The 17174-nt window shown below is 68.1% G+C and carries 14 protein-coding genes; 11 read left to right on the forward strand and 3 right to left on the reverse strand.

From position 1 onward, the window contains the following. Positions 1 to 35: 35 nt before the first annotated feature. Positions 36 to 596, reverse strand: coding sequence for a hypothetical protein (locus JRI60_RS29135; RefSeq protein ID WP_204219151.1), 561 nt, complete (start codon positions 594 to 596; stop codon positions 36 to 38). Next, positions 593 to 748, reverse strand: coding sequence for a lmo0937 family membrane protein (locus JRI60_RS29140; protein ID WP_204219152.1), 156 nt, complete (start codon positions 746 to 748; stop codon positions 593 to 595). Before JRI60_RS29140 ends, JRI60_RS29135 begins: the two co-directional genes overlap by 4 nt. Before the next feature lie 280 nt (positions 749 to 1028). Here JRI60_RS29140 and JRI60_RS29145 point away from each other — a divergent pair, with 280 nt between their 5' ends. From JRI60_RS29145 to JRI60_RS29180, 8 genes are all read left to right on the forward strand, one after another. Next, complete coding sequence (locus tag JRI60_RS29145; protein ID WP_204219153.1) at positions 1029 to 1742, forward strand: lytic transglycosylase domain-containing protein; 714 nt, start codon at positions 1029 to 1031, stop codon at positions 1740 to 1742. Positions 1743 to 1999: 257 nt separating this feature from the next. After that, a complete protein-coding gene (locus JRI60_RS29150; RefSeq protein WP_343213344.1) occupies positions 2000 to 2266 on the forward strand; it encodes an STAS domain-containing protein in 267 nt (88 codons plus the stop codon). Between the two features lie 215 nt (positions 2267 to 2481). Continuing rightward, the gene (locus tag JRI60_RS29155; RefSeq protein ID WP_204219155.1) at positions 2482 to 4719 is read left to right on the forward strand and encodes a PAS domain-containing sensor histidine kinase; all 2238 of its coding nucleotides are present in this window, start codon (positions 2482 to 2484) and stop codon (positions 4717 to 4719) included. A gap of 73 nt (positions 4720 to 4792) precedes the next feature. Next, complete coding sequence (locus JRI60_RS29160; RefSeq protein WP_204219156.1) at positions 4793 to 5773, forward strand: AAA family ATPase; 981 nt, start codon at positions 4793 to 4795, stop codon at positions 5771 to 5773. Positions 5774 to 5847: 74 nt separating this feature from the next. Continuing rightward, positions 5848 to 6732: a DUF58 domain-containing protein gene (locus JRI60_RS29165; protein WP_239470855.1), complete on the forward strand. Its 885-nt coding sequence runs from the start codon at positions 5848 to 5850 to the stop codon at positions 6730 to 6732. Further along, positions 6729 to 8762: a transglutaminase TgpA family protein gene (locus JRI60_RS29170; protein WP_204219157.1), complete on the forward strand. Its 2034-nt coding sequence runs from the start codon at positions 6729 to 6731 to the stop codon at positions 8760 to 8762. The genes JRI60_RS29165 and JRI60_RS29170 overlap by 4 nt, the downstream gene beginning before the upstream one ends. 492 nt (positions 8763 to 9254) lie before the next feature. Next, positions 9255 to 10145 carry an RNA polymerase factor sigma-32 gene (locus JRI60_RS29175; RefSeq protein WP_204219158.1) on the forward strand — a complete coding sequence of 297 codons (891 nt, stop codon included), beginning with the start codon at positions 9255 to 9257 and terminating at the stop codon, positions 10143 to 10145. 180 nt (positions 10146 to 10325) lie between these two features. Next, positions 10326 to 12794 (forward strand): OPT family oligopeptide transporter, encoded by a 2469-nt coding sequence (locus tag JRI60_RS29180; RefSeq protein ID WP_204219159.1) that lies wholly within the window; start codon positions 10326 to 10328, stop codon positions 12792 to 12794. A gap of 94 nt (positions 12795 to 12888) precedes the next feature. On the opposite strand, the gene JRI60_RS29185 is transcribed toward JRI60_RS29180, so the two are convergent. Then, positions 12889 to 13176, reverse strand: coding sequence for a hypothetical protein (locus JRI60_RS29185; protein ID WP_204219160.1), 288 nt, complete (start codon positions 13174 to 13176; stop codon positions 12889 to 12891). A gap of 162 nt (positions 13177 to 13338) precedes the next feature. Between JRI60_RS29185 and JRI60_RS29190 the strand changes: the two genes are divergently transcribed. From JRI60_RS29190 to JRI60_RS29200, 3 genes are all read left to right on the forward strand, one after another. Then, complete coding sequence (locus JRI60_RS29190; protein ID WP_204219161.1) at positions 13339 to 15096, forward strand: HEAT repeat domain-containing protein; 1758 nt, start codon at positions 13339 to 13341, stop codon at positions 15094 to 15096. A 7-nt stretch (positions 15097 to 15103) separates the two neighbouring features. Further along, positions 15104 to 16417, forward strand: a complete 1314-nt coding sequence (locus tag JRI60_RS29195) for an HD-GYP domain-containing protein (protein WP_204229138.1) — start codon at positions 15104 to 15106, stop codon at positions 16415 to 16417. Between the two features lie 104 nt (positions 16418 to 16521). Continuing rightward, positions 16522 to 17142, forward strand: coding sequence for a TetR/AcrR family transcriptional regulator (locus JRI60_RS29200; RefSeq protein ID WP_204219162.1), 621 nt, complete (start codon positions 16522 to 16524; stop codon positions 17140 to 17142). Positions 17143 to 17174: the final 32 nt, after the last annotated feature.

The following is a 17174-nucleotide window of genomic DNA, read 5'->3' on the forward strand; positions in this document are numbered from 1 at the left end:
GGCCGGCAAGACTGCCCCCGGTCGCCCTCCGCCGTCTACTCCTCGATCAATTGCAGGTGGATCTGCTGCCGACCACTCAAGCCCCCGTGCCGGGTCCCGCAGCGCGGGCAGTGGAGCGGCCCCTCCCAGTCCCAGAGGGCCTTCACCTCGTCTCCACAGCACAACAGGGGGATGACGCGCAGGTCATCCGTGTCCTGGGGCATGGGCCCCGGCAGCGCCTCCGGCTCCACGCTGACGAAGGTGGGCCGGGGGTTGAGGGACAGGGTGCGCGACACGTACGCCAGCTGCTCGTAGCGCACGTGGTTGGCCCACGCGCGTGCCAGGGCCTCCACGTGGGCCTGCTGCGGCGGGGTGAGCCACTCGTCCCCCGGCGCCCGGTGGCCGCAGTACAGGCACCACCACTCCGGCACGTCGTCGAAGCTCTCGTGCGCGTTCTCGAAGGGGAAGAGCGAGGCCAACCGCCGCTGGAGGATGCTCGCGTCGTGGCGGCAGGGACGCGTCTTGAAGTCCCGATGACACTGCGGACACTCGCGCCGCACGAAGCCGCTCGCGTCCCGCGGCAGTTCCAGATGGATGATCGCGGGTGCCTTGCTCATGCCAGCGCCCCGCGCCCCCGCCGCGCCACCGCGAGGATGAGGGTCACCATCGAGAAGAGCAGCAACAGGTGCACCCACCGGCCTTCCGTCGAACCGCTGATCAATCCCAGCACCCACAGCACGAACAGGATCGCACTCATCGTCCAGTACACGCCGCCCGCTCCTCTCCCTTGAGCCCCCGGGGACCGGGCGCAAAGCTGGGGTGTCGGGCGCGACACGGCAAGCCCTCCGATCGCCTCCGGATCCCTCCTTTCGACAGCCTCGCAGTGAGAAGAGATCTACTCAGGTCTGTCTTTTTTTCCGGCCGGCCGAGTCCCTCCCCTCCAGCCCGCTCGTGATTCCGGGGGTTTGCATCCATGGCACGGTGACTGCTTCGGCGGACGTCGGCCACACGGGGCGCGCGGCTCGCTCGGAGTGCGCGGGGAGGGCGTTATGAGAGGGTGGACGGTGGCGATGGTGGTGGTGGGGGTGCTGGTGGGAACGGGCGCGCGAGCTTTCCAGCCCTACATCCCGGGGGAGAACAGTCCCGAGATGGCGGAGCTGAAGATGAAGCTGGCCGAGCGGGAGGCCCACCTGGCGCGGTTGGAGGAGGAGGCGGCCCTCTACGCGGAGGCCGAGGTGCTGGGCGTGGCGGCGGCGGTGCAGGCCTCGCAGCTCCCGGACCGGCAGCAGCGCCGGCTGGCGATGGCGATCGTCCGCGAGGCCCGGCGCAACGGGGTGGATCCCATGCTGGTGGTGGCGGTCATCCGCTGTGAGAGCTCCTTCAACAACTACGCGGTGTCCCACGTGGGAGCGATGGGACTGATGCAGGTGATGCCGGACACCGGCATCTATCTGGCGGACCGCGCGGGCTTCAAGCTGCAGCGCCACACCAATCTGTTCGATTCGGAACTGAACGTGGAGCTGGGGACGGCCTATCTGGCGGATCTCATCCAGCGCTTCGGCTCGCCGGAGCGCGCGCTGGTGGCCTACAACGCGGGGCCGGGGCTGGCGAAGAAGATCCTCGCCAAGAGGGACGTGCGTGATCGCTTCATGCAGGGCTATCCGGCCAAGGTGATGCGCGAGTTCCGCCGCCTGAAAGCTCAGCAGGCACGCGAGCTCACCCGCCTGGAAGAGCAGAAGAAAACATCCGATGGACCGGGATGATGGCTGGCCAACACATCGCGAGCCCGCTGTCAGACATTCACGCCGTTTTTTCAGGGGCGTGACTGCCTTTCCAGAAAATTCGGCTGCACTCTAAGCCGCCGATTGTTGTGCGCCGGGTGGGTGGTTCCACTCCGGACCGGGCGAACCCGACACGCCCGGCTCCAATGGACGCATGCGGCTTCTAGGGGAGAGACGAAACCATGGTGGGGCTGGAAATTCATCGAGAAGAGCGTGCTGGTCGGTTGACCCTGCGGCTCATGGGCACTCTGGATGGCCGCACCGCGATGCAACTGCGCAGTTCCCTCGAGGAGTTGGGGACGCGGGAAGTGGTGGTGGACTTCACGCACCTGCGGGAGTTCAGGGACTCGGCGGTGGGTGTGCTCACCCACGGGCTGAGCGAGCGCAAGGTCCAGTTCCGGGGCCTGGCCGGGCATCACGAGCGGATGTTCCGCTACTTCGGACTGACCACCGGCAACGTCGCGCCTCCGCGCGCGTACTACACGCCGGAGGAAGTTCTCGCCTGAGGCATCGCGCGAGGAAGAGACGAGGCAGCTGGCGCGGGGTCCCTCCGTGGGATGGTAGCCTCCCACTGGAGGGAGGGACGCCGGCAGGCGCTCCAGGGAGCAAGAATAGAGGGTGATCCGAGGAGACACCCTTGACGCTCTCGTCGCCCCCAGATCCTCCTGTTTCTCCTCTGGGATCATCCACCTTCCCCACCGGCGAGCAGTACCCCGTCGGGATGGACGTCGGGCTGTATGATCAGCTGCCCGAGGCGATTGGCATCTACACCCGGGACGGGAGGGTCGTGTACCTCAATCCCGCGGCGGAGCGGTTGCTCGGCAGACCCCTGAAGGAACTGATCGGCCGGAGCTTCTGGGAGGAGTTTCCCGGCGCGGTCGACACCCCGTTCCACCAAGCCTTCCACCGGGTGGCCCGGACCGGGCAGAACGAACAGTTCGAGACCCATTACGCCTACGTCGATTGGGATCGCTGGTTCGCCCACCGCGTCTATGCGAACGGCGAGCTCGTCTACGGCGTCTCGTTCGACATCACCGACACGAAGAAGGCCGACGAGACGCTCCGGCTGCACACCCGCATCCTCGAGAGCATGGCCGAAGGTGTCGGCCTCGTGGATGACCAGGGGATCCTCCTCTATACCAACCCGGCGTGGGACCAGATGCTCGGGTACGCGCGCGGCGAGTCCCTCGGCACGCACCTGTCCATCGACACGGAGATGCGCGAGCACCTGAACGGCCAGGGCCATTGGGTGGGAGAGGTCCGCTACCTGCGCAAGGATGGGACCCCCCTCATGACCTGCGTCCGGACGACGACGCTGGAGCTCGGCGGCCGGCGCTATTTCGTCTGTGTCCAGGAGGACATCACGGAGCGCAAGCGCGACGAGGCCCAACGGCGTCAGCTCTCGCGAGAGGTGGAGGCCGCGAGGGCCGAGACGGAAGCCGAGCGTCGCCGCCTCCGTCAGCTCTTCACCGAGGCGCCCGCCGGCATCGCCCTGCTCCAGGGCCCGGAGCACGTCTACGTCCTCTCCAATCCCTTCAACTCCGAGCTGATCGGCAACAGGCCGGTGCTGGGCAAGCCCGTCCGGGAGGCCCTCCCCAAGGCGGAAGAGCAGGGCTTCATCCGCGTCCTGGATCGCGTCTACACCACGGGCGAGACCTATGTCGCCAAGGAGGGATTGACGCTGCTTCCCCAGCCGGACGGCACCCTGCGGGCGTTGTATCTCAACCTCGTCGTCCAACCGACGCACGACGCCACCGGGCAGATCGACGGCACCGCGGTCTTCATCTTCATCTTCGATGTGACGGACCAGGTGCTGGCGCACAAGAACCTGGAGGTGCTGGCGGAGGGGTTGCGCCACGGCGAGGAGCGGCTGCGCACCCTGGTGGAAGCCAGCTCCAGCATCCTCTGGTCGGTCGATGCGCGAGGAAGGGTCGTGGAGGACTCGCCCTCGTGGAGGGCCTACACGGGCCAGACGCGCGAGCAATGGCTCAGCCCCGGAGGCTGGTTGGAGGCGGTGCACCCCGAGGATCGCTCCAGGACGGCCGAGGTCTGGAATCGGGCCATCACCCAGAAGACGAACTACCAGGTCGAGTTCCGGCTCCACCACCACCCTGACGGCACCTGGCGCTACGTCCAGTCGCGGGCCGTCCTTCTACGCCATCCCGATGGCAGCCCCCGGGAGTGGTTCGGCGCCATCACCGACATCCACCACCGCAAGCAGGGCGAGCTCCAGCTCCAGCAATCCATCCGCATGCGCGACGAGTTCCTCTCCGTGGCCAGCCACGAGCTGCGCACGCCGTTGACCTCGCTCAACCTCCTGCTCCATACCCTCCAACGGGCGGCCAGCACCCAGCCCGACACGCCCTTCACCCAGCTCGTCCACCGCAACGTCGAGACCGGGCGCCGGCAGATCCAACGACTGGTGCGGCTGGTGGAGGATCTGCTCGACGTGTCCCGGATCGCCGAGGGCCGGCTCCAACCGAGGCTCGAGGAGGTGGATCTGGTGAGCATCACCCGGGAGGTGATGTCCCGGCTCGAGCCCCGGGCGGCGACGGCGGGCTGCACCCTGGAGCTGCACGCTCCGCGGCCGGTGGTGGGCCAGTGGGACCGGCTGCGCATGGAGCAGGTGCTGATGAACCTCGTGGACAACGCGCTCAAGTACGGCCCTGGAAGGCCCGTCCGCGTGCGCGTCGAGACTCGCGAGAACAAGGCGGTGATCCGTGTGAGGGACGAGGGGCTCGGCATCCCGCCCGAACACCAGGCGCGCGTCTTCGAGCGCTTCGAGCGGGCCGTGTCGGAGCGTCACTACGGAGGACTGGGGCTCGGGCTCTACATCAGCCAGCAGATCGTCCGGGCCCATGGGGGCAGCATCCGCGTGGAGAGCACCCCCGGGGTCGAGACCACGTTCACGGTGGAGCTCCCGCTCACCCCCGAACCGGCTGGGATCCACCAGGAGTGAAGCAACATTATCGTACACGCACGAGACCTGGGGGGTTCTGGTGCGGCACGGCTGGGGTAGAGTGCGAGCCCAGATGAACTCCCCTGCCCGAGCCGTCAGTCCCCTGCCCTCGCCCACGACCGCGCGAGCCACCCTGGAGCGCGTGGCCGCGAATCTCTCCCTGGCGGTGCAGGGCAAGGAGAAGGAGGTCCGCCTCGCCGTCACCTGTGTGGCCGCGGGCGGACACCTCCTGCTGGAGGACGTCCCCGGGGTGGGCAAGACGACGCTGGTGGAAGCCATCGCACGCTCGTTCGCCCTCTCCTTCTCCCGCGTCCAGTTCACCGCGGACCTGATGCCCGCCGACATCCTCGGCGCCCAGGTCTTCCACGCCCAGAGCGCCACCTTCAACTTCCGGCCGGGCCCGATCTTCCGCCAGCTGGTGCTGGCCGACGAGCTCAACCGCGCCCCGCCGCGCACCCAGTCCGCGCTGCTGGAGGCCATGGCCCAGGGCCAGGTGTCCCTCGACGGCGCCACCCACGTGCTGCCCCGCCCCTTCACCGTGGTGGCCACGCAGAACCCGGTGGACTTCTCCGGCACCTATCCGCTGCCGGACTCGCAGCTGGACCGCTTCCTCATGCGCCTGTCGCTGGGCCACCCCTCGCCCGAGGTGGAGGCCCGTCTCCTCACCACGCGTGACGCCAGCTCGCCCATCGAGGCCATCCAGTCCGTCACCTCTCCCGAGGAGCTGGCGGATCTGCGCATGCAGGTGGCCGCGCAGCGCCTGGACGACACGGTGGCCGAGTACGTGGTGCGGCTGGCCCAGGCCACGCGCGCGCACGGAGACATCGAGCGCGGCGCCTCCACCCGCGCGGTGCTCGCGCTGGGAATGGCCGCCCGAGCACATGCCCTCTGGGAGGCACGGGACTTCGTGACGCCCGGGGACGTGCGGGCAGTGCTGGGGCCGTGTCTGGCCCACCGGCTCCTGCTGCGCAGCGCCAACCAGGGCGCCTACACCCGTGACGAGGCGACGCACCTCCTCGAGGAGGTCTCCCGGAAGGTCCCGGCGCCCCGGTGAGCACCCCACCCCGCTCGTGGTGGCGCCGCCTGCGCGCCGCGCTCCGTCCGCCGCGCACCCTCAAGGTGACGCGCATGGGACGCACCTACCTCGTGGTGACGTTCGGCGTGGGCCTGGGCGCGCTCAACACCGGCAACAACCTCCTCTACCTGGTACTGGGGTTGTTGCTGAGCGTCATCATCCTCTCCGGCGTGCTGTCCGAGCGGTGCCTGAAGGATCTGTCGGTGCGGCGCCTGGGCACGGAGGGCGCCTTCGCGGGAGAGCCCTTCGCCTTCCGCTGGGGCATCACCCGGCGCCAGGGGCATGCCTTCGCCCTCACCCTGTCCGAGGTGGACTCGCCCCTCACCGGCGAGGGAGGCGTGGGGTACCTGCCCGCGGGCGCGGAGCACGTGGTGCGGGCGGATCTCACCGCGCCCCGGCGAGGCCCGGTGAAGCTGTCGGGCGTGCGCGTCACCACCACCTGGCCACTGGGTCTGTTCGCCAAGACGCGCGTCTTCGCGCTGGAGGGCACCCTGCTCGTGTACCCGCGGCGTGGCTTCGCCTGCGAGGATCCGCTGGACGCGGCCGTGGGGCACGTGGGCGAGACCAACAACCCGCGCCGGCTGGACGGCACCGGGGACGTGGCGGGGCTGCGCGAGCTGGGTGAGCACGAGGACGCCCGGCGCGTGCACTGGATGAAGAGTGCCTCGGCGGGGAAGCTGCTCAAGGTGGAGCGCGAGCGCGAGGAGCGCCGCACCTTCATCCTCGACGTGAAGACGGGGCTGGAAGGTGACGTGCTGGAGCGGCGCTGCGAGGAGGTGGCGGCGCGGGCGCACCGGCTGCTCGAGGCCGGCCACGAGGTGGGGTTGGAGCTGCCGGGCACCCGGCTGCGTCCGGGAGCGGGCAGCGGACAGGAGCGGGGAATCCTCCGGGCGCTGGCCTGGCTGGGCTTCGAGGAGCAACGGGAGGAGGCGGCATGACACGGCCGAACCGGCTGCGGCTCATCCTGCGAGACCTGGGCACGGGCGCAGCCTTCGCCTCCATGGCCGTGTCCGGCCAGCTGCCCATCTGGGCCCTGGGGCTCTTCGTGGTGGCGCTGGGGGTGGCGCTGACGGGACGGCGCCCCTTCGCCCGCCTGCCGAAGCTGACGGCGATGCTGCTGGTGCCGCTGGCGGGCGCGCTCTACCTGGCGGTGGCCTCGGGACGGATGGACCTGGTGGTGGCGGCCTGCTCGTTCGCGGGCCTGGTCGCCGGCCAGCGGTTGCTGTCGGAGACGAGCACGGCCACGGACGGACAGGTGCTGCTGGCCGGACTGCTGATGGTGGCGGGCGGCGCGGCGCTCTCCGGCGAGCTGTTCTTCGCCGTGTGCCTCATGGCCTTCGCGGTGCTGGCGAGCCTCTCCCTGGGACTGGCGGTGGTGGAGGCGGCGGTGCCCGTGGGCGAGCCGGTGCCGGTGCGCGCGGTGATGCGCCCACTGGCGGTGGGCACCCTCTTCGCGCTGCTGGGCGCGGTGGCCTTCTTCATCCTCTTCCCGCGCCTGAACTGGAACGTGGGCGCGCGCCGGGCGTCGCCGGGACTGGGCACGGCCACCAGCGGATTTTCCGACACGGTTCGCCTGGGCGGCTCGGGGACCCTCAAGAGCAACCCCCGCGTGGTGCTGCGCGCGACGCTGACGCCGGATCCACTCACCGAGCAGCTCGGCGCCTACTGGCTGGGCCGCACCTACGACACCTTCGACGGCCAGGAGTGGTCGACGATCGGCGCGCCCAAGAAGCGCGGCCGCACGCGCGTGACCCTGCGCCGGGGCGCCGAGACGCAGGTGTACCAGAAGGTCGAGCTGCTGCCGGCCTACGGCAGCCGCACGCTGATCGCCCTGGAGACGCCCTCGAAGCTGGGCAACGCCCTGGCGCACACGCCCACGGGCACCCGGCGCACCCTGCTGCAGGAGCTGGGCGGGGACGAGCTGCGCTTCGTGGAGGAGGGGCTGGGCTACTCCTACGAGGTGTACAGCGTGCCGCCGGGTACGGACACGGATCCGGGGAAGATGGAGCAGCTGGAGCATGATCAGCTCCTGGCGCTGCCGGACAACCTGGATCCGCGCGTCACGGAGCTGGCCAGACAGGTGCTGGGTGACGAGAAGGACCCACTGACGGCGGCCAACAAGCTGTCGAGCTGGTTGCAGCGGGAGTACGAGTACACGCTGGAGCTGGGCGGAGACGTGACGGATCCGCTGACGGAGTTCCTCTTCGTGCGCAAGGCGGGCCACTGCGAACACTTCGCCACGGCGCTCACGCTGCTGCTGCGCAGCCAGGGATTCCAGGCGCGGCTGGCCACGGGCTTCTTCGGCGGAGAGCGGATCGGAGACGAGTACATCCTGCGAGCCGGAGACGCCCATGCGTGGACGCACGTGCTGGTGCCCGGGCGGGGCTTCGTCACGGTGGACGCCACCCCTCCGGCGTTCCGGGCCAACCAGTCGCTGGAGCTGCTGGAGTCGCTCGTGTCCATCTACGAGGCCATCGAGTCGGCGTGGCGCACGTCCGTGGTCGACTACTCGTTCCGCGACCAGATGAACTTCGTGAGGGATCTGACGCGTCCGCCGGCGGGGTCGGGAGAGAAGAAGCGGCTCGATCTGCCTCCGCTGCGAGCCTGGGTGACGGCGGTGCTGGTGGGAGTGGCCGTGTACCAGGCGTGGAGATACCTGTCGCGGCGCAAGCCCCGGACGCGAGCGCTCGAGGCGACCCGCTTCGTGGACGCGGTGGAGAGGCAGCTCGCGACGGTGGGCGTGCGAGCGGGAGACGGCGAGACACTGGAGGACGTATCGGCGCGACTGACCCGGGAGGCGCACCCGCTGGCGCCCACGGTGTCACCGCTCACGAGGCGCTACCTGGAAGCACGTTTCGGGCAGAGAGCGCTCGAGCCCGGCGAGTCCGCCCAATTGCTGAAGGGTCTGAAGCAAGCGATCGCGGCCCTACCGCCGAAAGAAAAACCGCGGGAAAAGGCCCAAGCCTGATCTCCCTCCCCCGCCTCCTCTCCCTCTCCCTCTGGGAGAGGGTCGGGGTGAGGGTATGAAATCCCCGGGCTCCCCCCGAGTCCCCGCACACATCCCACCAGGCCCCCGTTCCCCCGCCCGGTCTCCGAGTGGGCGGAACAGCGCGCCCGGCTGAGGATGCGCAGGCTCTTTATTACCGGTTGGGACGAAGGGGGAACGACCTCCCTTCGCATCCCGGTCCCGGCGGGAAAGCCGGGAACGAAGCCAGGAGGCCATTTGAGGACAGAGGAGCAATTTCAGCCTCAGTCGCCCGGTCCAGCCGATCCACCCCTGTAACTCCTACGGACTTTCCGTCCACCGTTGTGCGGTCGCATCGGCCAAGTATGCGTTGCGACTGGTGAAATCCCGCGCGGAGCCCTGGCACACCCGTTGCTCTAGGCACCCTCCATCAAGTTGTCACGCGGACCCAAACCTCTTCTCACCGGCCCCCCCGGGGCCCTCTCGGGAGAAACCATGCAGCTCTCTACTGAGCAGTCGTCCAACTCGGGCTCGCTCGCGATGTACCTCTCGGAGATCAACCAGTACGCGCTGCTCACGGTGGAGGAGGAGCAGGCCCTGGCGAGGCGCTTCATCAAGGGTGACCTGGCGGCGGGCCACCGGCTGGTGACGAGCAACCTGCGCTTCGTGGTGAAGGTGGCATACGAGTACCGCTCGTACGGCATCAAGATGTCCGACCTGATCCAGGAGGGGAACATCGGCCTGATGAAGGCGGTGCAGAAGTTCGATCCGGACAAGGGCATCCGCCTCATCTCCTACGCGGTGTGGTGGATCCGCGCCTACATCCAGAACTACATCCTCAAGAGCTGGTCGCTGGTGAAGCTCGGGACGACGCAGGCGCAGCGCAAGCTGTTCTTCAGTCTGGCGCGGACGAGGCGGGAGCTGGAGAAGTTCGGCGCGGGCGACGGGGCGGTGGTGAACGTGGATGAGATCGCCAAGCGGCTGCACGTGAAGCCCGGCGAGGTGCGCGAGATGGAGCAGCGCATGGGCGGTCGCGACCTGTCGCTGGACGCGCCGATGGGCGAGGACGGTGGCAACAGCCACGTGGACTTCGTGGTGAGCGCGAGCGCGCCGCAGGACGACGAGTTCGCGGACAAGGAAGAGGCGGGGTTGATCAACGCCCGGGTGCGCACGGCGTTGATGCGGCTGGATCCGCGCGAGCGCTTCATCATCGAGCAGCGCGTGATGAACGAGCGCCCGATGACGCTCAAGGAGCTGGGCGAGCACTTCGGCTTCTCGCGTGAGCGCGCGCGGCAGCTGGAGATCCGCGCCAAGGACAAGCTGAAGGCCGAGCTGGCCGCGCTGATGGCCGAGGTGGATCCGGACACCACCGCGTCCATGCAGTAGGCCGGACAAGGGTTCTCCTGGGGAGAGGTATGGGGGAAGTACGGCGGGCGCCGCCACTCCGATGAGGGGTGGTGGCGCTTCGTCTTTCCAGGGCCGTACACCGCGCGGCTGGAGCACCTCCACGGGCTGGCGGCGTCTGCTAGAAGGATCGCTTTCCCCGCAGTGAGGAGGAGCGCCCCCGTGTCCCACGGCCAACCGCCGATCTCCGAGGACCGAGTCCCCGTCGCCCAGGCCTCCGCTCCCGCCATCCACACGCCCTACATTCCCGCCAGCGAGTCCCGCCCGGAGCTGACGGCGCGAGGGCTGGTGCTGGGCTCGGTGCTGGGCATCGTCTTCGGTGCCTCGTCGGTGTACCTGGCGGTGAAGGTGGGGCTGACGGTGTCGGCTTCCATTCCGGTGGCGGTGCTGTCGATCGCCTTCTTCCGGGCGCTGGGCAACTCCAACGTGCTGGAGAACACCATCGTCCAGACGGTGGGCTCGGCCGGCGAGTCGCTCGCGTTCGGAGTGGCGGCGGCCATCCCCGCGCTGCTGCTGCTGGGCTACGACATCGACCTGATGCACTGCTTCCTGGTGGCGTCGCTGGGCGGAGTGCTGGGCGTGCTGATGATGATTCCCCTGCGCGAGGGCCTCATCGTCCAGGAGCACGGCAACCTCACCTACCCCGAGGGCACGGCGGCGGCGGACGTGCTGGTGGCCGGAGAGGAAGGCGGGACGAACGCGCGCACGGTCATCCTCGGCTTCGCGGTGGGAGGCCTCTACAAGTTCGCCTACGCGGGCCTGCACCTCTTCAAGGAGGTGGTGGGCGTGGCGCTGAGCTGGGTGGAGACGACGGCGGCCGGGGTGGCGCGGCGGGCGGGCTACGCGGGCGGCTCCCTGTCCATGGAGGTGAGCCCGGAGCTGCTCGGCGTGGGCTACATCATCGGCCCGCGGGTGGCGTCCATCACCTTCGCGGGCGGGGTGCTCAGCTACCTCATCCTCATCCCGCTCATCACCTTCTTCGGCGGTGGGCTCGAGCAGCCGCTGCTGCGGCCGGATGGCACGCTCATCCGAGACATGGATCCGGACACGATCCGGGACGCGTACGTGCTGTACATCGGCGCGGGCGCGGTGGCCACGGGAGGGCTCATCAGCCTCATCCGTTCCCTGCCCACCATCCTCAGTGCGTTCCGGCGCGGGCTGGACAGCTTGCTGGCCTCGCGCCGCAAGCAGGCGGCTCCGGTGCTGCTGCGCACGGAGCAGGATCTGCCCATCACCGTGGTGCTGGTGGGCAGCCTGTTGATGGTGCTGGCCATCTGGCTGGCGCCGCCGCTGCACGTCAACCTCGTCTCCGCGCTGCTCATCGTCGTGTTCGGCTTCTTCTTCGTGACGGTGAGCGCGCGGATCACCGGGGAGATCGGCTCCTCGTCCAATCCCATCTCCGGCATGGTGGTGGCCACGCTGCTCATCACCTGCCTCGTGTACCTGATGCTGGGATGGACGGATTCCGAGGATCGCTTCATGGCGCTCACCACGGCGGCCATCGTGGGGATCGCCGCCTCCAACGGAGGCACCACGGCGCAGGATCTGAAGACGGCCTTCCTGGTGGGCGGGACACCGAGGCGGCAGCAGATCGCCCTCTTCGTGGGAGTGCTCACCAGCGCGTTGCTGATCGGGCTGGTGCTGGTGGTGCTCAACCGGGGCGCCACCGCCATCATCCCCGAGTCACACGGCGGCCAGAAGGTGAGCGTGCTGAGCGACGAGACGAAGCCGCAGTGGACCTATCCCTGGGCGGTCTCGGAGCAGGCACTGGCGGCACGGGGAGTGAAGCTCGGGGAGCTGAAGGGCCCGATGTGGAAGCAGGGCCTGGAGGTGGTCCAGGAAGGCGGCACCACCGAGCTGCGGGCCTGGAACGACCTGCCGCTGGAGCGCGTGTCGGCCACGGAGGTGCGCCTGCACTCGGGTCAGACGGTGAAGGTGTCCGATCTGGGCGCGGTGACCCGAGGCGCCCAGCGCACCTGGCGCGTGGGCTACGTCCGGGGTGCGGACACCGCCGTGCCCACGGGCACGTACCTGGCGGACGACGCGAGCGTCATCCACTACGTGGTGGATCCAGGCATTGGCGGCCGGGTCACCAGCTACGAGGGTCAGCAGCTCACGCGCTACCCCGCGCCCAAGGCGCAGCTCTTCGCGCTCATCATCGACGGCATCCTGACCCGCAAGCTGCCGTGGGACCTGGTGCTGGTGGGCGTCTTCATCGCGCTGATGTTGGAGCTGTGCGGGGTGTCCTCGCTGCCCTTCGGAGTGGGCGTGTACCTGCCCATCTCCAGCACCGCGCCCATCTTCATGGGCGGCATGGTGCGCTACGTGGTGGACAAGGTGCGAGGGGGCTCCGCGGCCGAGTCCGAGTTCTCCCCCGGCACCCTGCTCTCCTCGGGCTACATCGCTGGAGGGGCCATCGCGGGCGTGCTCATCGCCTTCCTGGAGATCGCCAGCGATGGGTCATGGACCCGGGCCCTCAGCATCCCCGATCGGCTCGGAGACACGGCCTTCTCCCGCCTGCTGCAGGAGTCCGATCTATGGGGCGTGGGCTTCTTCGCCATCCTCACCGTCGTGCTGCTGCTCGCGGGGATCAAGGGTGAGAGCGCCGCACAGCCCCGGCCCGGCAAGTAGCCCGAGGAATCGCGCACAGCCGCCCCTCGCCCGCGGCCCCATGCGGCGGGGGCCGGCCCCCACCCCGCCGCCGTGCGTCACGAGCCTTCCGTCACTACCGGCCGTTGCCCTCGGCGCACACGTACTCGGTGCGGATGGGGGCCACGATGCCCAGGGTGATGCCGTAGACGAACGGCCCCCACCACGGCCAGTACACGTCCACCCGCGAGAAGCCCGAGCTGCACTCCGGGGCCGAGGACTGCGCGGTGGTGAGACCCCACACCATGCTGGCCCCCGTATCGCGGTTCTCGGGGCCGCTCGGGGTGGCGCCGCTCCGCACACTCATGCGGAAGCAGCCGGTCAGGGTGCACATCAGCACTGCGGACACAACGAGGCGCTTCATCCAGTGTCTCCTGGTGGATACAGCGCCTCGGCTCCTAGCATACCCCCCGTCCCCCGCCATTTCCGGGGTGAGCCCCCCTCCGAGGTCCACAAGAGAGGCAAGACGGGAAGAATCGGGGTAGACTGAACTCAGGTTCAACCCTGCCCGCGCATCAAGGACTCCATGGCCCAGAACGCCAGCAACGCCTCCCAGGAACCCGCGATGGAACCAGCCACGCGGGAGAAGGTGGAGGCGGCGCGCAACTTCACGTTCCATCTGCTCAAGGGCATCAAGCAGATCGGCATGTACCGGCACAACGAGGCGCGCTTCCCCGAGTTCCTCGCCAAGGCCCAGGAGGCGCTCGCCGCGTACACGGACAGGTACGGCCCGCTGTCACTCAAGGTGGAACAGCAGAACTTCATGCTGCACGGCGAGCCGCTCTTCTCCGAGGACACGCCGCTGCCCTACAAGTTCTTCCGGGACGGCATCCGCCAGCTCATCTTCCGGCCGGGCCTCACCGTGCAGGAGCTGGTGTCGTTCACCCTCATCGCCCTGTCCGAGCCGGAGCGTGGCGCCGAGGACGTGATGGCCCAGCTGTGGAGGGCGGCCCTGGAGCACCTCGAGTACGTGATGGTCGAGGGCTTCAAGATGGACGAGGTCTCCGAAGCGGAGGTGGAGGTCGAGGTCGACAAGGTGGTGGGCTACCTCTACGCGCGCCTGAAGACGAACTCGGACGACTACCTGCGCTTCGCCCGCGTGAACGCGGACGACCTGGACTCCAAGATGGATGGCGTGGAGCAGATGCGCGGCCTGGTGGTGGCCGGCAACTACGCCTCGGACGAGCTGAAGGCCCGGCTGCAGAAGGAGATCGGCGAGGAAGAGGGCTCCCGGCTCTTCCCCAAGCTGGTGAGCGCCATCTTCCAGGTGATCGAAGGCGGCGTGGACGACGTGGCGCTCCTGGAGGAGGTCTTCGTCCAGCTGCTGGATGCCATGCTCATCCAGGACGACTACGCCATCATCAATCAGCTCGTCCTGAAGATGCGGGCCATGGCGCAGCGGGATACCAGCGGCAACATCAGCAGGCTGCTCGACTACTTCGTCCTGAAGATGGGTGAAGAGCAGCGGGTGATGCGTCTGGCGGAGATGCTCAAGACGACGCGCCCGCGCAACCCGGTGGACATCACCCGGTACATGCAGGCGTTGGATCCCTCCACCGTCTTCACCCTGCTCAACGCGCTGGAGACGATCGAAATCCCCGAGAACCGCGTGCTGGTGTGCGACGTGCTGGCGAGCTTCGCCAAGGACAACCCGCAGCCGTTCGTGCAGCGGCTGGAGGCGGATCGGCCGCAGACCGTGCGCGACATGGTCTACATCCTGGAGAAGAGCGACCACCCGGACCGGGTGAAGATGTTCGGGCTGGTGCTGCTCAACAAGAACCTCGCGGTGAAGCTGGAGGTGATGAACATCATCGCCCGCGGCCGCACCAACGAGGCGCGCAAGCTCATCGTCGAGGCGATCAACGACCCCATCGCCCAGGTGCGCATGCTGGCGGTGCGCCTGCTGCCCGAGTTCGACCGCGACAAGGCCTACGTGGACCTGACGCGGCTGATGAAGGATCCGAACTTCGAGAAGAAGAGCATCGAGGAGCGCACGGCCTTCTACAGTGCCCTGGGGTCCACGGCGCTGCCGGGCGCCATCTCGCTGATGTTGCAGATGCTGGCGGTGAAGCCGACGCTGCTCAACAAGAAGAAGGTGATGGAGGACAAGCTGCTGGCCGTGGCGGGCCTGGCGGGCGCGTGCTCCATCCAGTCGTACAAGGCGCTGCAGGGCGTGGTGGAGGACAAGACCCAGCCGGTCGAGATCCTCACCGCGGCACGCAAGGCCATGTACCAGACGAAGAAGATCCTGTTCGGCGAGACGGCCGCCAACGAGGAGGCGTGAAGCCATGCTGGAGAGCAACCTGAAGGTCACCCAGGGCGCGGCGGAGAACATCAACGAGTTCGGCCGCGGCTACTCGGAGAAGCTGCAGACGCTGGCGCGCGGGCTCGTGTCGGGTCTCTACATGCTGATCCGCTCGGTGAAGATGTACGACCCGGAGAACTCGGTCTTCGAGAAGCCGCTGCTGCAGCTCCAGGACATCGTCAATCAGATCATCTCCAAGGAAGGCCGGCTGGAGCTGGTGGGCGTCAAGGAGTCCTTCTATCTCAACAACATGCTGGTGAAGGTGGACCTCAACGCCATCGACAACCTGCGCTTCCTGTTGGGGGAGATGCGGGCCAAGGACGTGGGAGGCATCTCGCTCAACAAGCCCGTCACGGTGCCGGACCTGAAGAACTTCATCTGGATCTTCAGCAAGGAACAGTCGGGCGTGGCCGAGGAGGACGGGCTGGCGGGCCGCAAGCTGCTCAACATGAAGGTCGCCAAGTTCTCCAAGCTCAAGGAGAAGCTGAACCGGGACGACCTGCAGAACCCGGACGACCAGAAGGTGGACCGCAAGAAGTACGCGATGACGGTCTACGCGCGCGCGGTGTTCTTCATCACCAAGTACCTGGAGTCGGTGCGAGAGGGCAAACCGCTCAACACCAGCAAGGCGCTGCGGCTGGTGCAGGACTTCGTGGACATCTCCTTCGAGCAGAAGACGCACTTCCTGGGGATGACCACGATGAAGCGGGAGTCGGACTATCTCGTGTATCACCAGGTGAACGTGTGCCTGATGAGCATCGTGTTCGGGCAGGAGCTGGGGCTGACGAAGGCCCAGCTGCGGGACCTGGGCTACATCGCGCTCTTCCACGACGCGGGCATGATCACCATCCCCGACGAGCTGGCCACCAAGCGTGGGGCGCTCAGCGGCGAGGAGAAGGCGCTCATCCAGAAGGCCCCGCTCATCTCCATCCGCAACATCCTGATGGAGAAGGGCTTCTCGCGCTCGACGCTGCTGCGCGTGGTGACGACGTTCGAGCACAAGGCGGACTTCGGCACGGCGGTGCGCGACGGGCGCGGCACCATCCAGATGATCATCCCGAAGACGAACCTCGGGGTGTACGCGAAGATCATCGCCATCTGTGATGCGTATGACGCGCTCACGTCCAAGCGCCCCTACCGCGACGCCTACGGCCCCGAGGTGGCGCTGATGCTCATGTGGACGGAGATGCGTCACAAGTTCGACCCGGAGCTGCTCCAGGTCTTCATGCGCGTCATGGCCATCCAGCCCGTGAAGGTCCTGAGCCGCAGGCAGCAGTCGATGACCCTCGGCGGTATCTAGGAAGGACCACGGTTCGAGGAGCGATAAAGCTCCTCACCGTGGAAGTTTATTTAGTTATTCCAAGGGGTTGCATCAGCTCGGCTCACGGAATATCCATCCCGGTCATGGGAAGGATACCCGGCGCGCGCAACCGCGATCATGACGAGGCCCGTTCACGGCTCCTGCAGCGCGTCTCCCAGCAGATGCTGGCGGCGGGTGGCTCGCACCCGAGCCTGAGGACGCTCGCGGAGGGCGCCGGGGTCGATCCCGGCACGCTGCGGCACTACTTCGGTGATCGCCGGGGCGTGGTGCAGGCCGCCTTCGGGTATCTGTTGCAATTCGGGCAGGAGCGTCAGGCCTGGGCGAAAAGTCTGGCGGAGCTGCCAGCGCGAGAGGCCTTCAAGCAGCTGCTCGAGCAGGTGTCCGCCGCGTGGGCGGGGGCCCTGGGCGGCATGCACGCCGTGGGCTTCTCGGAGGGCATGGCCGACTCGGAGCTGGGACAGCTCTACGTCTCCGCGATCCTCGAGCCCACGCTCCACTCCGTCGAGGAGCTGCTGATCATCTTCCATGCGCGCGGCGAGCTGTCGGTGCCGGATGCCCGCGTCGCGGCGCTCGCGCTGATGTCGCCGTTGCTGCTGGCGCTCTTCCACCAGCACCAGTTGCAGGGCCGCCGTTGCCGTCCCCTCGCCCTGCCCTCCTTCGTCGAGCAGCACCTCGATGGATTCCTGAAGGGTTACTCGAAGTAAGCCAACGCCGTCACAGCCTGGAGTCTTGAAAT

Origin of the sequence: Archangium violaceum, assembly GCF_016887565.1 — a bacterium.
Lineage (GTDB): Bacteria > Myxococcota > Myxococcia > Myxococcales > Myxococcaceae > Archangium > Archangium violaceum_B.

Bases quoted from the DNA above. Each gene is read 5' to 3' on its own strand.
- JRI60_RS29150 (WP_343213344.1), top strand. From the start codon at position 2,000: ATGGGCACTCTGGATGGCCGCACCGCGATGCAACTGCGCAGTTCCCTC.
- JRI60_RS29170 (WP_204219157.1), top strand. From the start codon at position 6,729: ATGACACGGCCGAACCGGCTGCGGCTCATCCTGCGAGACCTGGGCACG.
- JRI60_RS29145 (WP_204219153.1), top strand. From the start codon at position 1,029: ATGAGAGGGTGGACGGTGGCGATGGTGGTGGTGGGGGTGCTGGTGGGA.
- JRI60_RS29160 (WP_204219156.1), top strand. From the start codon at position 4,793: ATGAACTCCCCTGCCCGAGCCGTCAGTCCCCTGCCCTCGCCCACGACC.
- JRI60_RS29190 (WP_204219161.1), top strand. From the start codon at position 13,339: ATGGCCCAGAACGCCAGCAACGCCTCCCAGGAACCCGCGATGGAACCA.
- JRI60_RS29135 (WP_204219151.1), bottom strand. From the start codon at position 596: ATGAGCAAGGCACCCGCGATCATCCATCTGGAACTGCCGCGGGACGCG.
- JRI60_RS29185 (WP_204219160.1), bottom strand. From the start codon at position 13,176: ATGAAGCGCCTCGTTGTGTCCGCAGTGCTGATGTGCACCCTGACCGGC.
- JRI60_RS29165 (WP_239470855.1), top strand. From the start codon at position 5,848: ATGGGACGCACCTACCTCGTGGTGACGTTCGGCGTGGGCCTGGGCGCG.
- JRI60_RS29155 (WP_204219155.1), top strand. From the start codon at position 2,482: ATGGACGTCGGGCTGTATGATCAGCTGCCCGAGGCGATTGGCATCTAC.
- JRI60_RS29175 (WP_204219158.1), top strand. From the start codon at position 9,255: ATGCAGCTCTCTACTGAGCAGTCGTCCAACTCGGGCTCGCTCGCGATG.
- JRI60_RS29200 (WP_204219162.1), top strand. From the start codon at position 16,522: ATGGGAAGGATACCCGGCGCGCGCAACCGCGATCATGACGAGGCCCGT.